At 60.5% G+C, this 18,882-nt stretch carries 17 protein-coding genes; 10 read left to right on the top strand and 7 right to left on the bottom strand.

Annotated features, from left to right (window positions below; genetic code table 11):
* Positions 1 to 447: 447 nt before the first annotated feature.
* The 7 genes from OJHNALOF_RS15930 (at position 448) to OJHNALOF_RS15900 (ending at position 8,690) form a co-directional block, all read left to right on the top strand.
* Entirely contained in the window at positions 448 to 1,398 is a 951-nt protein-coding gene (locus OJHNALOF_RS15930) for a 3-hydroxyacyl-CoA dehydrogenase (protein ID WP_165662660.1), read from the top strand.
* Positions 1,399 to 1,415: 17 nt separating this feature from the next.
* Positions 1,416 to 2,510 (top strand): TRAP transporter substrate-binding protein, encoded by a 1,095-nt coding sequence (locus tag OJHNALOF_RS15925; RefSeq protein WP_206063764.1) that lies wholly within the window; start codon positions 1,416 to 1,418, stop codon positions 2,508 to 2,510.
* The gene (locus tag OJHNALOF_RS15920) at positions 2,510 to 3,151 is read left to right on the top strand and encodes a TRAP transporter small permease subunit (protein ID WP_165662659.1); all 642 of its coding nucleotides are present in this window, start codon (positions 2,510 to 2,512) and stop codon (positions 3,149 to 3,151) included. The genes OJHNALOF_RS15925 and OJHNALOF_RS15920 overlap by 1 nt, the downstream gene beginning before the upstream one ends.
* Positions 3,148 to 4,506, top strand: coding sequence for a TRAP transporter large permease subunit (locus tag OJHNALOF_RS15915; protein ID WP_206063763.1), 1,359 nt, complete (start codon positions 3,148 to 3,150; stop codon positions 4,504 to 4,506). The genes OJHNALOF_RS15920 and OJHNALOF_RS15915 overlap by 4 nt, the downstream gene beginning before the upstream one ends.
* Before the next feature lie 98 nt (positions 4,507 to 4,604).
* Positions 4,605 to 5,603 (top strand): alpha/beta hydrolase, encoded by a 999-nt coding sequence (locus OJHNALOF_RS15910; protein ID WP_165662658.1) that lies wholly within the window; start codon positions 4,605 to 4,607, stop codon positions 5,601 to 5,603.
* A gap of 291 nt (positions 5,604 to 5,894) precedes the next feature.
* A complete protein-coding gene (gene hisD / locus OJHNALOF_RS15905) occupies positions 5,895 to 7,184 on the top strand; it encodes a histidinol dehydrogenase (protein WP_165662657.1) in 1,290 nt (429 codons plus the stop codon).
* A gap of 462 nt (positions 7,185 to 7,646) precedes the next feature.
* Complete coding sequence (locus tag OJHNALOF_RS15900) at positions 7,647 to 8,690, top strand: LacI family DNA-binding transcriptional regulator (RefSeq protein ID WP_165662656.1); 1,044 nt, start codon at positions 7,647 to 7,649, stop codon at positions 8,688 to 8,690.
* A gap of 17 nt (positions 8,691 to 8,707) precedes the next feature.
* On the opposite strand, the gene OJHNALOF_RS15895 is transcribed toward OJHNALOF_RS15900, so the two are convergent.
* From OJHNALOF_RS15895 to OJHNALOF_RS15875, 5 genes are all read right to left on the bottom strand, one after another.
* The gene (locus OJHNALOF_RS15895; protein WP_165662655.1) at positions 8,708 to 9,553 is read right to left on the bottom strand and encodes a metal ABC transporter permease; all 846 of its coding nucleotides are present in this window, start codon (positions 9,551 to 9,553) and stop codon (positions 8,708 to 8,710) included.
* A complete protein-coding gene (locus OJHNALOF_RS15890) occupies positions 9,553 to 10,407 on the bottom strand; it encodes a metal ABC transporter permease (protein WP_094201959.1) in 855 nt (284 codons plus the stop codon). The genes OJHNALOF_RS15895 and OJHNALOF_RS15890 overlap by 1 nt, the downstream gene beginning before the upstream one ends.
* Positions 10,391 to 11,296, bottom strand: a complete 906-nt coding sequence (locus OJHNALOF_RS15885) for a manganese/iron ABC transporter ATP-binding protein (protein WP_165662654.1) — start codon at positions 11,294 to 11,296, stop codon at positions 10,391 to 10,393. The genes OJHNALOF_RS15890 and OJHNALOF_RS15885 overlap by 17 nt, the downstream gene beginning before the upstream one ends.
* Positions 11,293 to 12,225, bottom strand: a complete 933-nt coding sequence (locus OJHNALOF_RS15880) for a metal ABC transporter substrate-binding protein (RefSeq protein WP_165662653.1) — start codon at positions 12,223 to 12,225, stop codon at positions 11,293 to 11,295. Before OJHNALOF_RS15880 ends, OJHNALOF_RS15885 begins: the two co-directional genes overlap by 4 nt.
* Before the next feature lie 96 nt (positions 12,226 to 12,321).
* Positions 12,322 to 13,194 (bottom strand): LysR substrate-binding domain-containing protein, encoded by an 873-nt coding sequence (locus OJHNALOF_RS15875; protein WP_094201962.1) that lies wholly within the window; start codon positions 13,192 to 13,194, stop codon positions 12,322 to 12,324.
* A 91-nt stretch (positions 13,195 to 13,285) separates the two neighbouring features.
* Between OJHNALOF_RS15875 and OJHNALOF_RS15870 the strand changes: the two genes are divergently transcribed.
* Positions 13,286 to 14,257 (top strand): TDT family transporter, encoded by a 972-nt coding sequence (locus OJHNALOF_RS15870; RefSeq protein ID WP_165662652.1) that lies wholly within the window; start codon positions 13,286 to 13,288, stop codon positions 14,255 to 14,257.
* Here OJHNALOF_RS15870 and OJHNALOF_RS15865 read toward each other — a convergent pair.
* Complete coding sequence (locus OJHNALOF_RS15865) at positions 14,251 to 15,285, bottom strand: Gfo/Idh/MocA family oxidoreductase (protein ID WP_094201964.1); 1,035 nt, start codon at positions 15,283 to 15,285, stop codon at positions 14,251 to 14,253. The genes OJHNALOF_RS15870 and OJHNALOF_RS15865 overlap by 7 nt on opposite strands.
* Positions 15,286 to 15,393: 108 nt before the next feature.
* Complete coding sequence (locus OJHNALOF_RS17180; protein WP_206063762.1) at positions 15,394 to 16,164, bottom strand: FCD domain-containing protein; 771 nt, start codon at positions 16,162 to 16,164, stop codon at positions 15,394 to 15,396.
* A 208-nt stretch (positions 16,165 to 16,372) separates the two neighbouring features.
* On the opposite strand from OJHNALOF_RS17180, the gene OJHNALOF_RS15855 reads away from it, so the two are divergent.
* Together OJHNALOF_RS15855 and glcE are read left to right on the top strand one after the other, a co-directional pair.
* The gene (locus OJHNALOF_RS15855) at positions 16,373 to 17,818 is read left to right on the top strand and encodes an FAD-linked oxidase C-terminal domain-containing protein (RefSeq protein WP_165662651.1); all 1,446 of its coding nucleotides are present in this window, start codon (positions 16,373 to 16,375) and stop codon (positions 17,816 to 17,818) included.
* Positions 17,818 to 18,876 carry a glycolate oxidase subunit GlcE gene (glcE, locus tag OJHNALOF_RS15850; protein ID WP_165662650.1) on the top strand — a complete coding sequence of 353 codons (1,059 nt, stop codon included), beginning with the start codon at positions 17,818 to 17,820 and terminating at the stop codon, positions 18,874 to 18,876. Before OJHNALOF_RS15855 ends, glcE begins: the two co-directional genes overlap by 1 nt.
* Positions 18,877 to 18,882 lie beyond the last annotated feature (6 nt).

Genomic DNA, 18,882 nt, shown 5'->3' with positions numbered 1-18,882 from the left:
CTACCGTTCTAGCCGAAAACGACTACGTATTCAACAATGGACCATGATTCCGTCCTGCAGGTGTGATCTGTCTTCCAGTCTCACGCCACTGGCATTACTGACGATTATTCGTTCAGAAAAGACAAAAAACCTATAAGCCACTGTAGTGATTAACAAAAAGCATACATAAACGACCGGGTATAAAAACACGGCAAAGAGCTCCTTGACGACCCTGTAACATCCCCTTATCATAATGCATACGAATTCATTGCGATTTTTGAATCACACTGGTCAAACGAAGAGCGTAGAGAGGTTCAGGTGATGCTTCTACCGGTGAATACATCCATGCAGGCAGGCTTCTTCGCCGACAGTCCTTTTCGGACCGGTGCCTGCAGCGCGACTTCTACGGCGTTCAAGGCATACGGCGCCATTTACCCACACCCTGCCTTCTGAACACGGGTATTCACCATGAGTAAAATTGCAATCATTGGTTCGGGGCTGATCGGCTCCTCCTGGGGCATTGTATTTGCCAGAAAAGGCCATGAGGTCCGTATCTTCGACCAGAATGAAAACGCCTTTTCCGCTTCCAAAAAATACATTGAAGCAGAGTTGAAAACTCAGGCAGCAAACGATGACGAGCTTCATGCATGGTTGGGCGCCATTCGCCATACCACTGAACTGAGCACAGCCATTGAAGACGCATGTTACGTACAGGAAGCGGCCTTTGAGCGCGAGGACGTCAAAACAGCTATTTTCTCGGCGCTCGACGAACAGGTCGAAGACAATGTCATTCTCGCCAGTTCGGCATCCGGCATTCCCTGCTCGGCATTTACCGAGCACCTCATCCATCGCACCCAATGCGTGATTGCCCACCCGGTCAATCCGCCTCACCTGATCCCTCTGGTGGAAGTCGTTCCCGCGCCCTGGACCAGCAATGCCACCGTTCGGCGAACCATGGCGCTGATGCAACAAGTAGGGCAATCCCCGGTTCAGGTCAAAAAAGAAATAGAGGGCTTTATTCTCAACCGTCTTCAGGGAGCGCTGCTGAATGAAGCCTGGTGGTTGTTTGAAGAAGGTTATGCATCCATTGACGAAATCGATCGAACCGTCCGCGATGGACTGAGCTTAAGGTGGTCTTTTATGGGGCCATTTCAGACCATCGATCTGAATGCGCCCGATGGTATTGGTGATTATGCCCGCCGGCTGGCCCCGCTTTATTTTTCCATTGCCAGTAGCAGGGCAAACCCCACCCCCTGGAGCAGTAATGCCATCGAGGCGGCAAGCAAGGAAATGAAAGCGTTAAGACAGCGCCTGGAAAATAAAGATCTACAGGCCTGGCGTAATGAAATGTTGCGTTCGTTTATGACGTGGAGGCTGACCAACAATATCACCCCCGATTCCCGCAGGAATGACATATAAAAATCAAGGAGATTCACATGTCTAATATCCCTATGCGTAAACCTTTCACCCGCACGTTAATCCATGGTGCCGTCGGCATGGCATTGTCTGCCCTGGCCGTGACTCCCGCGCTGGCCGAAGGCCCCAAGCAACTGGATGTGGCCAGTACATTTGGCACTAAAAATTACCTTGGACAGGGGGCCATGAAGCTCGCGCAAGAGCTTGAAGTTGCCACCGGTGGCGAAGTGAAGCTGCGCATCCATGAACCGGGTGATCTGGTGCCACCGCTGGAAGTCTTCAACTCGGTATCGTCCGGTGCCGTGACCGCCGGCTGGGACTGGATGGGCTATTGGGCCGGCGCCATTCCCTTGTCCGCGCTGTATGGTGGCCTGCCGTTTGGCCCCTCTCCGGAGGTCTTTATGTCCTGGGTGTGGGACGGTGAAGGACTGGATCTGATCCAGAAGGCTTATGACCCATACGGCGTCAAGGTGCTGCCCTGCATGGTGTCTTTGCAGGAAACAGGCGGCTGGTATAACCAACGCATAGAGTCGCCCGAAGACTTTGAAGGCCTGTCCATGCGCATTGCCGGCTTTGGAGCCAAGGTGTTGTCCAAGCTCGGCGCATCCACCCAGCTGGTCCCCGGTAATGAAATTTACCTGGCGCTGGAACGGGGTCGCGTGAAAGCGGCCGAGTTTTCCACTCCCCGGGTTGATATCGATATGGGGTTTGAGGAAGTGGCCGAATTTTACTACTTCCCGGGTTGGCATCAGGGAGCCAACTGGAATTCGCTATTAATCAACAAGGCGACCTGGGATCAGTACAGCGATGAGCGCAAGGCACAGTTCGAAACCGCCTGCCGCGCCAACGTGCAGTGGAGCATGTCTCAGCAGATTCCGTCTCAGGTTGCCGCCATGGAAGAGTTTGAAGCCAAGGGCGTCAAGATTCTGCGCTTCCCCGATCCGGTGATTGATGCACTGAAGGCGGCCTGGGATGAGGTTCGTGAAGAAGAACTGAATAACAGCCCGGAGCTGCAGGAAGCATATGCCTCACTGATGAAACATGCGGCCGTTTACGAAAAATGGAACAGCCTGCAGAGCTTTGAAGCCACCGCCGAAGCGGAAGGAGATAACTAATGCACTCAGCCCGTACTGCGCCATTACGCGTGCGCAGCGCGGCGGTATGTGCAACCCTGGCCCGGTATATTATCGGGCTGGGGCTTGTCGTGGGCCGCATCACCAGCTGGTTGGTTCTGCTGGTGATGCTGGCAGTGCTCACCACCGTCACGCTTAATGCTCTGGGGTTCAACGAAATCGCGCGCTGGGAGACCAGTGTCATCCTTTTCGGCAACGCCCTGACGATGAACAGCATGACCGAACTGCAATGGCATTTGTTTGGCGTACTGACCTTGTTCGGCAGCACCTACGCCATGCATCACGACACCCATGTTCGGGTCGATGTGCTGTACCACAACCTGTCACTGCGTAACCGGGCCATCGTCGATATCGTTGGCCACCTGCTGTTGCTGATTCCGTTCTGCCTGCTGATTGCCTGGCTGTCTCAGCATTTCGTCAGCATGGCCTATATGTCCGGTGAAAAGTCGAACTACGGTGGTCTCACCGACCGCTACCTTATCAAGGCCATGCTGCCGCTAGGCCTGCTATTTATGGCGCTTGGCGCCTTTGGTCAGGTGCTGCGCAAACTCGCCGGCGTACTTGATCCCGCCTACCTGCCAGAAGCCATGTCTGTTCCGAACGATTCGGAGGCCTCGAAGTGATAGAGTTTATTCAAGAATATAACCTGGCCATATTAATGGTCGTGGCACTGCTGGTCGGTATCTTTTCCGGCTACCCGGTGGCATTTCTGCTCGGCGGCCTGGGTATCGCCTTTGCTTTTATCGGTGACATTCCCCTTCCCTTTCTGGGAACGGTAGGCTCGCGCATCTTTGGCGGCGTCATCGAAAACTGGCTGCTGCTGGCGGTTCCACTGTTTGTGTTTATGGGGCTGATGCTGGAGCAATCGGGGGTGGCCAAAAACCTGCTGCTGACCCTGCAACGCCTGCTTGGCCGAACCCCGGGCGGACTGGCCGTGTCGGTGGCCATTCTCGGCGTGGTCATGGCCGCCAGCACCGGTATTATCGGTGCGTCCGTGGTGATGCTCGGCCTGCTTGCCCTGCCTGTCATGTCGAAACAGGGCTACCGTCCGGAGATGGCCTGTGGCGTCATTGCCGCTTCCGGTACCCTGGGCATTCTGATCCCACCTTCCATCATGCTGGTACTGATGGGCTCCATCCTGCAGATCTCCGTAGGCGCCTTGTTCAAGGCCGCCCTGATCCCGGGCCTGTTGCTGGGAGGCCTGTATATTCTTTACGTATTGACCACCGCCGCGCTGAAGCCCGAATGGGCGCCGCTGGCCGACCCCAACGCCGTTGATGCCGATACCACGCCCCTGGCGCTGGCGCTGGTGCGTGATTTGCTGGGACCCGTGGTGCTGATTGCCGCCGTGCTTGGCTCCATTATGGCGGGCATCGCCACGCCCACCGAGGCCGCGGCCATCGGTGCCGGCGGCAGCCTGCTCCTGGCGGCCGTCGCACGGCAACTGGATCTCAACAACCTGCGCAACGCCGTGCGCGAGACGTCGCGCACCTCGGCCATGATCCTGTTTGTGGTGATCGGCGCCACCTGTTTCTCGGTGGTGTTCAAACGCCTGGGCGGTGACTACATGATTGAGCAGATGATCACCGGCACTGGTCTGGGCCCATACGGCCTGCTGCTGCTGTTGATGGGACTGATCTTCGTGCTTGGCTTCTTTCTTGAGTGGATAGAGATCAGCTTTGTGGTTCTGCCGCTGGTTGCCCCCGTGGTGGAACTGCTCGACTTTGGCTTTGGCTTGTCCGGACAGGGCCTGCTGGTCTGGTTTGCGATACTGGTGGCCATTAACCTGCAAACCAGCTTCCTGACGCCCCCCTTTGGCTATGCCCTCTTCTACCTGAAAGGCATTACTCAGGGAGAAATCAGCATAGGCACCATATACCGCTCGATCATTCCCTTTGTGCTGCTGCAGGTGACCGGTCTGACCCTGTGTATCGTCTTTCCGTCCCTCGTGCTCTGGTTACCGGGACTGATGCCATAACCAGACCTGATTGAACAGGCCATGGTCACCGGCAGTGCCATTTCACGGCCGGTGACCACAGGCCGAACCGGATGATGTTACCTTTTACTGGAGCCCCCATGATCACCAGCACGCACACAGTGGCGCAACCGGCGCCCGCCGAATACGGTGTTGAAGCATTGTCGGAAGATGCGCGCCAATTTATTCGCAGTGCCAGAGCCGAGGGCAGAAGACCCGTACAGCAATTGTCAGTGACCGATGCAAGGGCACAATACATCATGACCTGCCAGGGCTACGGGTTGCCACCCAAACACCTGATGGAAGTGCATGACACACGCATTGCGACACCGGCGGGAAACATTGCCATTCGGGTCTACCAACCTCCACGAAACGATGAAACCGAACAACCGGTTATTTTCTTTTTCCATGGCGGTGGCTGGGTTATTGGTAACCTCGACACCCATGATGGCATATGCCGTTACCTCGCCGCCGGCACCGGCATCATGGTGGTGGCGGTAGACTACAGCCTGAGTCCGGAAGTCAAATTCCCAGTTGCGGTATCTCAGTGCCATGAAGTATTGAAAGCTGTGATGAGTCACGCCGGGCAATGGAATATAGACAGCAATCGAGTCATCGTTGCCGGCGACAGCGCGGGGGGCAATCTGGCCACCGTAATGACTCTGCTCAATCGCGAGCATCGTTTCATGAATGTGGCGGCACAGGTGTTATTTTACCCCGTGACGGATCTCTACAACCGAACAGGCTCCTACGAGCGCGTCAAAGAAGGCGTCACATTAACGGCCGACAGCATGAATTATTTCACCGCCAATTATCTATCCAGCCCGATCGATGCCAGGGATTGGCGGGCCTCTCCCCTGCTAAGCCCTTCGCTTTCGAACCTGCCGGCGGCATTTATTGTTACCGTCGGCCATGACCCGCTATGCGATGAAGGCATCTACTATGCCGAAGGCCTGCGGGCCGCCGGAAACAGGGTGGAGCACCTGCATCTGCCCCGTGAAATGCACGGGTTTCTCACCGTCGGCAAGGTAATGAAGGAGGCGACGACAGTACTGGATAAATCGGTCGAATTTATACTTTCCAGCATAAAATTCAGCTGAGCATTAATAACTACAAGAATAAGGAAAAATAACAGCCTGGCCATCTTTCGCTTGGCGGAATCCATTATTTTTTCTGTTCTTTATTATTTATAACAGGCACCCATGGCTACATGGTGGCGCTTGTTATTTCATGCCTGCTTATTTCCCGAGAAAATATTAATTATTACTCGATTTCGTTCAAACAGCAGTTGACGAAACAAAAAGCTTTGAATAATGTAATGCATACGAATGCAACGCAACTTGCATTCCACATTTTTAACACCACGATGAAATCACACAGAGGTTCTGATTATGGCCCACTACCTTAAGCCCGGTATCAGCGTTGAAATAGCCGCCGCCAACAGTCGCGAAGTTCAGCAGACCGTAGAAAACATCCTTGCCGACATTGGCCAGCGCGGCGATGCAGCCGTTCGCGAGCTGTCCGAGAAGTTCGACAAGTGGAGCCCCGCTTCCTTTCGCCTGTCCGAGGAAGAAATTCAGGCCTGCGTCGACAGCCTGCCTGAGGACGTGATCAAGGACATCGAGTTTGCACAAACTCAGGTTCGCCGCTTTGCGGAGATTCAGAAAGCCTCTCTGCGTGATGTCGAGGAAGAGACACTGCCGGGCGTGACCCTGGGCCACAAGAACATTCCGGTAAACAGCGTGGGCTGCTATGTGCCCGGTGGTAAATACCCGCTGGTTGCTTCGGCGCACATGAGCGTGCTGACCGCCAAGGTTGCCGGCGTCAAACGTGTTATCGCCTGTGCACCACCGTTCAACGGCAAGCCCAGCCCCGCCATCGTGGCCGCCATGCACATGGCCGGTGCCGACGAAATTTACTGCTTTGGTGGTGTGCAGGCGGTCGGCGCCATGGCGCTGGGCACCGAAAGCATTGCCCCGGTTGACATGATTGTCGGCCCCGGTAATGCCTTTGTTGCCGAAGCCAAGCGCCAGCTGTTCGGCCGTGTGGGTATCGACCTGTTCGCCGGCCCGACCGAAACCCTGGTGATTGCCGACGATGAAGGCTGTGACCCCGAGCTGGCCGCCGCCGACCTGCTGGGCCAGGCCGAGCACGGCTACAATTCACCGGCGGTACTGCTGACCAACTCGGAAGAATTTGCCAAGCAGACCCTGGTGGAAATCGAACGCCAACTGACCATACTGCCCACCGCCGACGTGGCCTCCAAGGCCTGGGCCGACTACGGCCAGATCATCGTCTGTGACAGCTACGAAGAGATGGTGCAGGTTGCCGACGACATCGCGTCCGAGCACGTGCAGGTGATGACCAGGGATCCGGAGTATTTCCTGCAGAACATGACCAACTACGGTGCCCTGTTCCTGGGCCGCGAGACCAACGTGTCCTACGGCGACAAGGTCATCGGCACCAACCACACCCTGCCCACCATGAAAGCCGCCCGCTACACCGGCGGACTCTGGGTTGGCAAGTTCATCAAGACCTGTACCTATCAGCGCGTTACGCCGGAAGCCTCACTGATGGTGGGTGAATATTGCTCCCGCCTGTGTGCCCTGGAAGGTTTTGCCGGTCACAAGGAGCAGGCCGACATTCGCGTGCGTCGCTACAAGGAACAATTTGGCAAGTAAGCCACGCCAACCGCCGGGTTGCATCACAGCGTCAACCCGGCCCTGATACCACGGAGTCAGTCGCACGCTATTTCATCAGCGGCTGACCCTGTCGCCCGCCACTCCCCCCTGTCTGTCCATCCACCGCCATTAACGATTTCCAACCATTCCGAATATCGCAGTAAACACCGTGACAACGGCCCGCCCCCGATTATTCGGCGCAGGTGAAACCGCATGCATATCTCGATATCAAAGCATATTGCGGACCATGGGAATGCGTCCATCGACCATAACACTGCCTGCCAAAGGCTTATATTGACGGGGTTTTGCGTGCATAATATTGCATAACATCATCACCCTTTTGGCCCGCAAATCACACTGATGGGCCAGGCGGGGCCGAGCCGACATGAATTCGTTTGCAACAATGATTTCAACAAGCCCGAGTGCCCCGCCATTTTCAGCAGCATTGCACAGGAGCGTTACATGGCACGTGAACGCGTCACGTCTTTCGACGTAGCCCGGGAAGCGGGCGTCTCCCAATCGGCGGTATCCCGGGCCTATACGCCCGGTGCCAGCATCGCCAAGGCCACCAAGGAAAAGGTCCTGGCGGCAGCCCTCAAGCTGGGCTATCAGCCCAATGCCATAGCTCGCAGCCTGATCAGCCGCCGTTCCAACATGATCGGTATTGTCATGGCCGATATCGTGAACCCATTTTACCCGGCCGTGCTCGACATGTTTTTGCGTCAGCTGCAGGAACGCGGTCACAGGGTCATGCTGTTTATGGCCACGCGAGGCCAGACCATTGACGACCTGCTGCCACAATTGCTGGAATATCAGGTCGATGGTGTCGTCATTACCTCTTCCACCCTGTCGTCGGAGATGGCCGAACACTGTGCCAGGCTGGGCACCCCGGTGGCACTGTTCAACCGCTATGTGGCCAACGTGGAGGCCAGTTCGGTCTGCTGCGACAACATCGGCGCCGGCAGGGCAGTAGCCGACCTCCTGCTCGACGCCGGACACCAGCAACTGGGCTACATTGCCGGCATTGAAAATACTTCCACCAACAAGGATCGCGAATACGGCTTCAGTTCACGTATCGAAGAACGACGGGCGAAGCCGATGCGACGGGAAGTGGGCAATTACACCTATGAAGACGGCTACCAAGCCGCACTGCGCCTGTTCGAAGCATCCCCCACGCCCGATGCGATATTCTGTGCCAACGACATCATGGCCCTCGGCGCCCTGGACGCCTTGCGGGGACCGCTGAAGTTACGCGTACCGGAAGACGTCTCGGTGATCGGCTTTGATGATATCTCGGCCTCATCCTGGCAGGGCTATCGCCTGACCAGCATTCGGCTGCCGGTGGAGCGAATGGTCGAAACGACCATCAACCACCTGATTGAACGCATCGAAAACCCCGACACTCCACTGCTGGCAACCCTGGAAAGCATCGAGCTGGCCATTCGGGACTCCGCCCGCCTGCCCGAGCACATTGGCCTTTACCATACCTGGGAAAAAGTGGATTAAACCGCCTTTCGAGAAGGTTACTGAGCCACCACCTTGTCGGCCCGCTGAGTACGACGGTGCGCCAACACAAAGGCGATGGCGAACTGCCCCGTCATCAGCAGCACTATGGTGGGGGCCGGGGCGCTGTCGAGATAGAAGGATGCATACACCCCGAAAAAACCGCCGGTGATGCCGAACAGCACCGCCAGCAGCAGCATGTGAGTAAAGCGCCGGGTCAGCAGAAAGGCGGTGGCACCCGGGGCGATCAACAGGGCAATGGCCAGCAGCAGCCCCACCGAGGTGAGCGCCGCCACTATGGTAAGGGTGATCAGGCACAGCAGGCCATAGTGCAGCCAACCTACCTTGAGCCCCACCGCCCGGGCCTGCACCGGATCAAAGGCATGCAGCAAAAAGTCCTTCCACTTCGTGGCCAGCACCAGCACGGTCAGCAGGGCCACGGCGCCGGTCTCCAGAATATCCCCGAAGCCGACCCCCAGCAGATCGCCAAACAGAATATGATCCAGGTGCACCTCGGCGCTGATCTGCACATAGACCAGCAGGCCCAGGCCAAACATGCCGGAGAACACAATGCCCATCACGGTGTCCTGCTTGATGCGGCTGTTGGCGGTGAGAAAGCCAATGCTCAGCGCGCAGGCCATGCCGGCGCCAAAGGCCCCCAGCGCCAGCGGAATGCCCGCCATATAGGCCAGCACCACACCGGGAAACACCGCATGGCTCATGGCATCGCCCATCAGTGCCCAGCCCCTGAGCACCAGAAAGCAGGACAGCAACGCCGCCGGCACCGCCATCACCATGGCCATCACCAGGGCGCGCACCATAAAGTCGAGCTGAAAGGGCAGCAACAACCACTCGAACATCCCCATCAGGCTGCCCCCCTGGCCTCGGCGGCACGCCGGCGGGCCGCCAGGTAGCCGTGTTTGGGCGCAAACACAAAGGCCAGCAAAAACACCAGGGTCTGCAGTACCACGATCAGGGCACCGGTGGCGCCGTTGAGAAAGTAGCTGATATAGGCGCCCACGGCGCTGGTGATGGCCCCCAGTGCAACGGCTATCATCAGCAACACCGGAAAGCGATCACTCAGCAAATAGGCGGTCGCCCCTGGGGTGACCACCATGCAGATCACCAAAAAGGCGCCCACCGTCTGCATGGCGGCCACGGTGCAGGCCGCCAGCAGGGTAAAAAACACCAGCTTCAGCAGCCCCGGCTTCAGCCCCAGGGTACGGGCGTGGTTTTCATCAAAGAACACCACCAGCAGATCCTTCCATTTGCACAGCAGCACCGCCAGCGACACCACACCGATAATCACCAGTTGCAGAATGTCGGCGGGGTCGATGGCCAGAATGTTGCCCAGCACTATGGTGCGAATGTTCACCGCCATGGGCTGCAGCGACACCATAAACAGCCCCAGGGCGAAAAAAGCCGAGAAGATCAGGCCGATAATCACGTCTTCCTTGAGCTTGCTGCGCTGGTTGAGCAGCATCATGGCGCCGGCGGCCAGGCCCCCGGCCAGAAAGGCGCCCAGGGAAAACGGCAGTCCCAGCAAATAGGCGCCGGCCACCCCGGGCACGATGGAATGGGACAGGGCATCGCCAATCAGCGACCAGCCCTTGAGCATCAGGTAACAGGACAGAAAGGCACACACTCCGCCCACCAGGGCCGACACCCAGATGGCGTTGATCATGTAACCATAGGCAAAGGGCTCAAGCAGGATCGTCATCGCCACCCTCTTCGCGCCTGGCCTGGCTGTCGCGGCTCTGTACCCGGCCGCCTTCAATGATCAGCGGACGCTCGTCGTCACTGATCACGCCAATGGGCACCATGTTGCCGGTCAGCATAAAGTGGCGCAGCACGCCGCCAAAGGCCAGCTCCAGGTTGGCCTGGTTAAAGGTCGCCTCCGTGGTGCCGTGGGCCAGCACCGTGCCCTTGATTAAAATGGTGCGATCGCAGAACTCGGGCACCGAGCCCAGGTTGTGGGTGGACACCAGCATCACCCGGCCCTCGTCGCGCAGCTCCTTGAGCAGGGCGATAATCTGCTCTTCCGTGGTCACGTCCACCCCGGTAAAGGGCTCGTCGAGCAGAATCACTCGGCTGTCCTGGGCCAGGGCCCGGGCCAGAAACACCCGTTTTTTCTGGCCGCCGGAGAGCTCGCCGATCTGACGCTGCCGAAAGCCGGTCATGTTGACCCGCGCCAGCGCCTGCTCCACCGCGCGATGATCCGCGGCCTTGGGCCGGCGCAGCAGTCCCATGTGGCCGTAGCGGCCCATCATCACCACGTCTTCCACCAGCACCGGAAAGTTCCAGTCCACCTCCTCGGCCTGGGGCACATAGGCCACCAGATTCTGCCGCAGCGCCTTGCTCACCGGCATGCCCAGCAGGCGAATATGGCCGGCGGCCGGGCGCACAAAGCCCATGATGGCCTTGAACAGGGTCGACTTGCCGGAGCCGTTGACCCCCACCAGGGCGGTAATGGTGCCCAGGGGAATATGAAAGCTGGCGTCGTGCAGGGCGGTATGGCCGTTGCGATAGGTGACGGTCACACCCATCGCCGCCATGCCGGCGCCCTCGGCTGAGGCGGCCAGGGCATCGATGTCGGTGCTCAGGGTCATTCAGCCTTTTCCTTGTTGATGCCGTCCTTCATGCCTTTCGCAATGGTTTCGGAGGTGACCTTCAACAGGTCCAGATAGGTGGATACCGGGCCGCCGGCCTCGCTCAGGGAGTCCACATAGAGCACGCCGCCATAATGGGCACCGGTTTCCCGGGCCACCTGGCGGGCGGGCTTGTCGGAGACGGTGCTCTCGCTGAACACCACCGGAATGGCATGCCGGCGCACGGTGTCGATCACATGGCGCACCTGCTGGGGCGTGCCCTGCTGATCGGCGTTGATCGGCCACAGATACAGCTCTTTCAGGCCATAGTCCCGAGCCAGGTAGGAGAAGGCGCCTTCACTGGTCACCAGCCAGCGCTGCTGTTCCGGGATCTGCTCAAATACATCACGAATAGGCGCGGTGTCGGCGGCAATCTTGTGCTTGTAGGCGGCGGCATTGGCCCGATAGGCCTCGGCGTTGGCCGGGTCGTACTGCACAAAGGCGGCGAGAATGTTATCCACGTAAATCAGGGCGTTCTTCGGCGACATCCAGGCATGGGGGTTGGGCTTGCCTTCATAGGGGCCCTCGGCAATCCCCATGGGTTCTATGCCCTGGCTCACCACCACTTCGGGCACGTCGTTCAGGTTCTGATAGAACTTTTCAAACCACAGCTCCAGATTGAGGCCATTGGCAAAAATCAACTGGGCGCCGCGGGCCCGCAAAATATCGCCCGGGGTGGGCTGGTATTCGTGAATTTCGGCGCCGGGCTTGGTGATGGACTCCACCTCGGCCACGTCGCCGGCCACGTTGCGGGCCATGTCGGCGATCACGGTAAAGGTGGTGACCGCCTTGAACTTTTCCTGAGCGCCCACGGCCTGGGCCGTCAGCACGAGCGAAAACGCCAGTCCCCACAGCCCTGCCCGCCGGCCTTTGGTGATGCAATCTGCCATGGCTCCTCCTCGTTTATTTATGATGGTGCCTGAATCAGGTTCCGGCCAGGCCTACTCGACCACACTAAACGAATGAGAATCGTTTTCAAATAATTTTCACAGGCCGGCCTGTTCCCGGCAGATCTCCACAAAACGGTGCAGCAGCGCGGAGTGGTACTTTTGCCGGTGCCACACCAGGGCGAGGGTGCGCGGCAGACGGAGGCCCACATCGATCACCGCCAGCCGCCCCTGCGCCAGCCGGTTCGCCGCCGCCAGCCGGGAGATCAGCGCCAGCCCCAACCCCTGCTCCACCGCCTGCATCACCGCTTCCGGTGTATTCAGCTCCAGCACGCGGCCCAGATCGGCGAGATGGGGTGCCAGCTGGCGGTCAAACTGCTCCCGGCTACCGGAACGGGCTTCACGCAATACCCAGTCGCAGCCCCTCAGGCAGGCCGGCGTCAGGCAGGACTGCCCCGCCAGCGGATGCGTTGGGGCGGCCACGATCAGCATGTCGTCGGTCAGCCAGTCCCGGGTTTCCAGCTCGGCATGGCGGTTTTCCCCCTCGATCAGCGCCATGTCCAGTTCGAAGCGCGCCACCATGTCGCACAGGGTTTGGGTGTTGGTAATGGTGACCGCGGCCTGCAGCCAGGGCTGGCGCGCCAGCAGCGCCGGCAGCAGATAATTGCCTATGGTCTGGCTGGCGCCCAGCCGCAGGCTGCCGGTGAGCTCGCCACCCTGCTCGAACTGGCGCTCAATCTCCTCCACCCGGCCCAGCACCTCTTCCGCCAGGGGTTGCAGCCGGCGGCCCTGATCATTGAGTTGCAGCCTGGGGTGTACCCGATCGAACAAGGGACTGCCCAGGCGCCGCTCCAGCTCACTCAGGGACTGAGACACCGCGCCCCGGCTCAGGCAGATTTCGTCCGCCGCCAGGCCCAGGTTGCCATGACGGGCAATGCTGGCAAACACTTGCAGTTGTTTCAGGGTGATCATTTAGTTTTTCCAAACGCTAGCTTTAAATCATTTGGATATCATGAATGTCATGGCTTTTCTATGATGGCGGCAGTCACTGAGGAGCGCCATTATGCTGATCACCACTCGTCATCGTCTCGCCGCCGCCCCCACGCCCATGGCCGGGCTGGCCCTGGGCATTGCCAGCCTCGGCTGGTGCTGGGAAAACACCGGCCTGTTTGCCGGCCAGGGGCAGGCGCTGGGCGCCGCCCTGGCCGCCGTGCTGCTGCTGATCCTCACCGCCAAATTTGTGCTGCACCCGCGCTTGCTGGCGGAAGATCTGGCCCATCCGGTGGTGGGCAGCGTGGTGCCCACCTTTGCCATGGCCACCATGGTGGTCTCCGCCGCCCTGCCAGGCGCCGCCCGGGAACTGCTGTGGTTGCTGGCCACCGGGCTGCACGGGGTGTTTTTGCTGGCCTTTGCCTGGCATCGGCTGCGGGCCTTTCGTCTGCACCACATGGTGCCGAGCTGGTTTGTGCCGCCGGTGGGCATTATCGTGGCCGCCGTGGCCAGCCCGGGGGGTGAGCTGGCACCACTGGCACAGGGGCTGATGTGGTTTGGTCTGGGGTGTTATGGCCTGTTGCTGCCGCTGATGCTGTACCGGCTGATTTTCTGCACCGCGGTGCCGGACGCCGCCAAGCCCACCATCGCCATTCTGGCGGCACCGGCCAGTCTGTCGCTGGCCGGTTACCTGACCGTGACAGAACAGCCGGATCCGCTGCTGGTGGCCATTTTGCTGGGGGTGGCAGTGCTGATGACGGCCTTGATCTACCTGGCGCTGCTGCACCTGCTGCGGCTGCCGTTCAGCCCCGGCTACGCCGCCTTCACCTTTCCACTGGTGATCGGGGCCACCGCCCTGTTCAAGGTAACGGCGCTGGCCGCCGGCCTGGGACTGGATGCCACCACCCTGGCGCGGCTGGAAGGCCTGGCCCGGCTGGAATTGATGGTGGCCACCCTGATGGTGGCCTATGTGACCCTGCGCTACGCCCTGCACCTGACCGCCCTTGGTCGGCTGCGCTGGCCGGGGCGCCAGCCGGCTCAGTAATTAACGTCGGGCACCGGCAGGGTGCGCCCTTCCCGGCTGCTCTTTTCCGCCAGGCTGATGATATTGAGCCCGTTGAGCGCGTCACGCATGGTGACCGGCAGCGGGCCCTCGCCGCGAATGGCCTTGGCGGTGTCTTCATAGAAATGGCGGTAGCCGCCCACCTCGGACACGATCACCTCGGGTTCGCCGTCGGAATAAAACACGCCGTAATCGCTCTCGGCCTCCTTGGCCAGATAGGGGGAGCCGGGCACTATGCCGTCCCGCAGCCGCTCTTCCTGGGGATCAAACCCCAGCTTGATGTAGCAGCCCCGCTCGCCCTGCAGCTTGAAGCGCAGGGTCGGCCCCGGATGGTAGGAGCTGGAATGCAGCACCACTTCCTTGTCGGCATAATGCAGCTGCACATGAAAATAATCGGTCACATTTGAGCCGGGCCGCTGCGGCAGGCAGCGGCCGGTCACCGCCAGCGGCTTGCCGAACAGCTCCAGGGTCTGATCCACCAGGTGACCGCCCAGATCGAACCAGGATCCGGCTCCCGCGCCGGGCTGATCTTCCTGGCCCTCGGGCGTGGGGCGAAAACGATCGAAGTGCGACTCAAAATTATGCACCGGCCCCACCTTGCCCTCGGCCAGCAACCGCCGAATGGTGAGAAAGTCGCTGTCCCAGCGGCGGTTATGAAAGGGGATCAGGCACAGCCGGCTGGTGTCGGCCAGGCGCATCAGCTCACTGCCCTGGTGCAGCTGGGTGACCGCCGGATTCTCCATCACCACATGCAGCCCCATGGTCAGGGCCTTGCGCCCCAGCTCGTAGTGCACTTCGTTGGGGGCGGTGATCACCACCAGGCGGGCACCGGACTCCCGCAGCATTTCGTCCACGTCGGTATAGACCGGCACATCGGGCCAGTCCCGTTGCACCCGTTCCGGCCGAGAGCTGTGAATGGCCACCAGCTCGAACTCCGGCAGGCTGTCGATAAAGGGAAGGTGGTAAATGCTGGCCGACTGGCCGTAGCCGATCACGGCGGTTTTAATCATGAAACAACCTCATCGAATAACCGGCGCACTGATGTCGGGCCGGCACCGTGGGAAAGCAAATACAGGCCCACAACAAACCACAGACCTTCCCACCGGGTCAAGCACCCCCTACTCGGCCTCCCTCGACAGCCGCCCGCCATGGCCTGTGTACTCCGGCTGCCGCTCCTGCCACTGTACCTCCAGCAAACGTTCGCGAATATGGCGAATATGGGCGGTGGCGGCGTTGCGCGCCCGCTCGGCACGCCGACCGGTTACCGCCAGGTAGATTCGCCGGTGGTGGCGGTCGATTTCCTCCTTGCAGGGCGCACGGTGATAGAGATGGGTAACCGAGGCCAACACGGTATTCAGCATCTGCTGCATCAGGCCCTGCAGGGTATGCACCAGTACCGGGTTATGGGAAGCCTCGCAGATAGCCTGATGAAAGCGGTGATCGAGCCGGGCCGCGGCCATGGCATCGGAAGGCGCCTGGGTCAGGGCCTGAAAGGCATGGGTAATGCGGTGAAAGTCCCGCTCGCTGCCCCGGCTGGCGGCCAGCCAGGCGGCCTGGCCTTCCAGCAGCTCGCGCACCTCCAGCAGATCAAACAGGGTGCGGCCATGCTCCCGGCACAGACCACTCAGGGGATCGTCGGCCGGTGCCACCGGCACCAGGCCGGCCACCACAGAGCCCTGCCCGTGTCGCGTTTCAATCAGCCCTCGGCCACGCAGCTCCTTCAGCGCCTCGCGCACTATGGTGCGCGAGGCGCCCATGCGGGTCGACAGCTGCCGTTCCGACGGTATTTTTTGCCGGGGCAGCAGGGTGCCATCAAGGATCATCTGCTCCAGTCGGCGGGCGATGGCACTGGAGAGCGATTCCGGGCCGGACACTATGGGTTGTACCACCTTGAATTCCTCCGCAATGAATCTCCCTCAGACAAAATACTCCTTTTTATACAAAGTATTGCAACAAACGTGAAACAACCGTCGGCGTAAAAACTGGTGTTACCAGTTGAAATAGCCGTGGCTGCGGCATCGTCGGCGGGCCATGCTGACAGGGTGACGGCACCAATGGCGGGCTTCGCCATGACCCCATTGCAGCAAGGAGAAATCCATGACCAGCCCTCAAGCGGCGTTGCGCGATCGTCTGGCTCAGGCCTTTCGCACCTTTATCGAGCCGGAATACGTGATAGCCGACGCCGAAACCCAAAGGCCCTACGAGTGCGATGGCCTGTCCATGTATTGCGAACTGCCTCTGCTGGTGGTGTTGCCGGGCACGGTGGAGCAGGTACAGCACGTGCTGCGACTGTGCCACCAGCACCGCGTGCCGGTGGTGGCCCGGGGCGCAGGCACCGGCCTGTGCGCCGGCGCCATGCCCAGTGCAGAGGGCGTACTGCTGTCGATGGCCCGCTTCAAGCATATTCTCGATATAGACCCGCTGGCGCGCACCGCCCGGCTCCAGCCCGGAGTGCGCAACCTGGCCATCAGCGAGGCGGCCGCCCCTTACGGCCTCTACTACGGACCCGACCCCTCATCCCAGATCGCCTGCACCATAGGCGGCAATGTGGCGGAGAATTCCGGCGGCGTGCACTGCCTCAAGTACGGCCTCACGGTGCACAACCTGCAAAAGGTGGAACTGCTCACGGTGGAAGGCGACAAGCTGACCCTGGGCTGCGACGGCCTCGACAGCCAGGGGCCGGATCTGCTGGCGCTGATCACCGGCTCCGAAGGTCTGCTCGGCATCATTACCGAAGTCACGGTGCGGTTGTTGCCACTGCCGGAACAGGCCCGCGTGGTGCTGGCCGGTTTTGATCAGGTACAACAGGCCGGCGACGCCGTGGGGGCGGTGATCGCCGAGGGCATCATTCCTGCCGGGCTGGAAATGATGGACAGCCACGCCATTGTGGCCGCCGAGGCCTTTGCGCGGGCCGGCTACCCCACCTACGCCCAGGCCCTGCTGCTGTGCGAGCTGGACGGCACCGCGGAAGAAGTGGAGGAATACATTGCGCGGGTTGAAGCCATCTTTCAGCAACAGGGCGCCAGCCATATTCGCGTGTCCCAGAGTGAGGCCGAGCGAATGCTGCTGTGGAAGGGTCGCAAGTCGGCCTTTCCCGCCGTGGGCCGCATCTCTCCCGACTACTACTGCATGGACGGCACCATTCCTCGCGGCCGGCTGGCCGAGGTGCTGACCGAGATGCAGCGAATGTCGGCGCATTACGGCCTGCGGGTGGCCAACGTGTTTCACGCCGGCGACGGCAACCTGCACCCGCTGATTTTGTTCGATGCCAACGTGCCCGGCGAATTCGAGAAGACCGAAGAGTTCGGCGGCAAAATCCTGGAGCTGTGCGTGGCGGTAGGTGGCTGCATCACCGGCGAACACGGTGTTGGCATCGAAAAGATTCGGCAGATGCGAGTGCAGTTCAGCGACCAGGAGCTGGCCCAGTTTCACGCCATCAAGGCAGCCTTTGATGCGCTCGGCACCCTCAACCCCGGCAAGGGCATTCCCCTGCTCAGGCATTGCCAGGAATACCGCAGCCTCGACCACAGGGAGGAGCACTGATGGCAGATCTGACCAACAGCCTGCTTGAGCAGGTACGCCAGGCACTGGCCGAGGGCACTCAACTTAACCTTAGCGGTGGCAACAGCAAGTTCTTTATGGGCCGGCAGGCGACAGGCGAGCCGCTGCGCCTGGCCGGCCACAGCGGCATCATCGGCTACCAGCCGGTGGAGCTGGTGCTCACCGCCAGGGCCGGCACGCCGCTCACCGACATTCAGGCCACCCTGGCGGAGCAAGGGCAGATGCTGGCCTGTGATCCGCCGCTGTTCGGCGGCCAGGCCACCCTGGGAGGCACCCTGGCCTGCCACCTGTCGGGGCCGGGCCGGCCCTGGACCGGCTCGATTCGCGATCACCTGCTGGGGCTTAGGTTGATCAATGGCCGGGGCGAACACCTGCGTTTCGGCGGCCAGGTCATGAAGAACGTGGCCGGCTACGATGTGTCCCGGCTGCAGGCCGGCGCCATGGGCACCCTGGGGGTGATCACCGAACTCAGCCTCAAGGTCATGCCGGTGCCCGACCGCACCCTGACCCTGGTGCGGGAAATGGACGCCGACACCGCCCTGGCCGAGATGAACCGGCTGGCGGGCCAGCCCAAACCGCTTACCGCCGCCTGCTGGCTGGACCATCACCTTTACCTGCGGCTGTCCGGCGCCGCCAGTGCGGTCGAGGGCACGGCCCGCACATGGCCGGGCGACATCATGGAAGACGGCGAGGCCTTCTGGCAACAACTGCGCGAGCAGCAACTGGGATTCTTTGCCGGCGAGGCCCCGCTGTGGCGCTTTTCGGTGAAGCCGACGGCGGCCCATGCCCTGCCCGACGCCCCCTGGCTGCTCGACTGGGGCGGCAGCCAACGCTGGCTGCGGGGGGAATTCGAGCGAGTGAAGCTGGAGGCCCTGGCCGATGCCACGGGCGGCCAGGTCTCCCTGTACCGGGGCGGTAACAGGCTGGGCGAGGTGCTGCACTCCTTGCCGGTGCCCATGCAGCAACTGCAGCGCCGGCTCAAGGCAGCGCTGGATCCTCAGGGCATTTTCAATCCGGGCCGCCTGTATGGCTGGCTGTAGAGGGAA

This window comes from Oceanimonas sp. MB9, from assembly GCF_011319775.1.
In the GTDB taxonomy this organism is placed as follows: Bacteria; Pseudomonadota; Gammaproteobacteria; order Enterobacterales; family Aeromonadaceae; genus Oceanimonas; species Oceanimonas doudoroffii.
The sequence above is the reverse complement of the archived record's forward strand: the minus strand, read 5'-3'. Positions and strand labels throughout refer to the sequence as shown.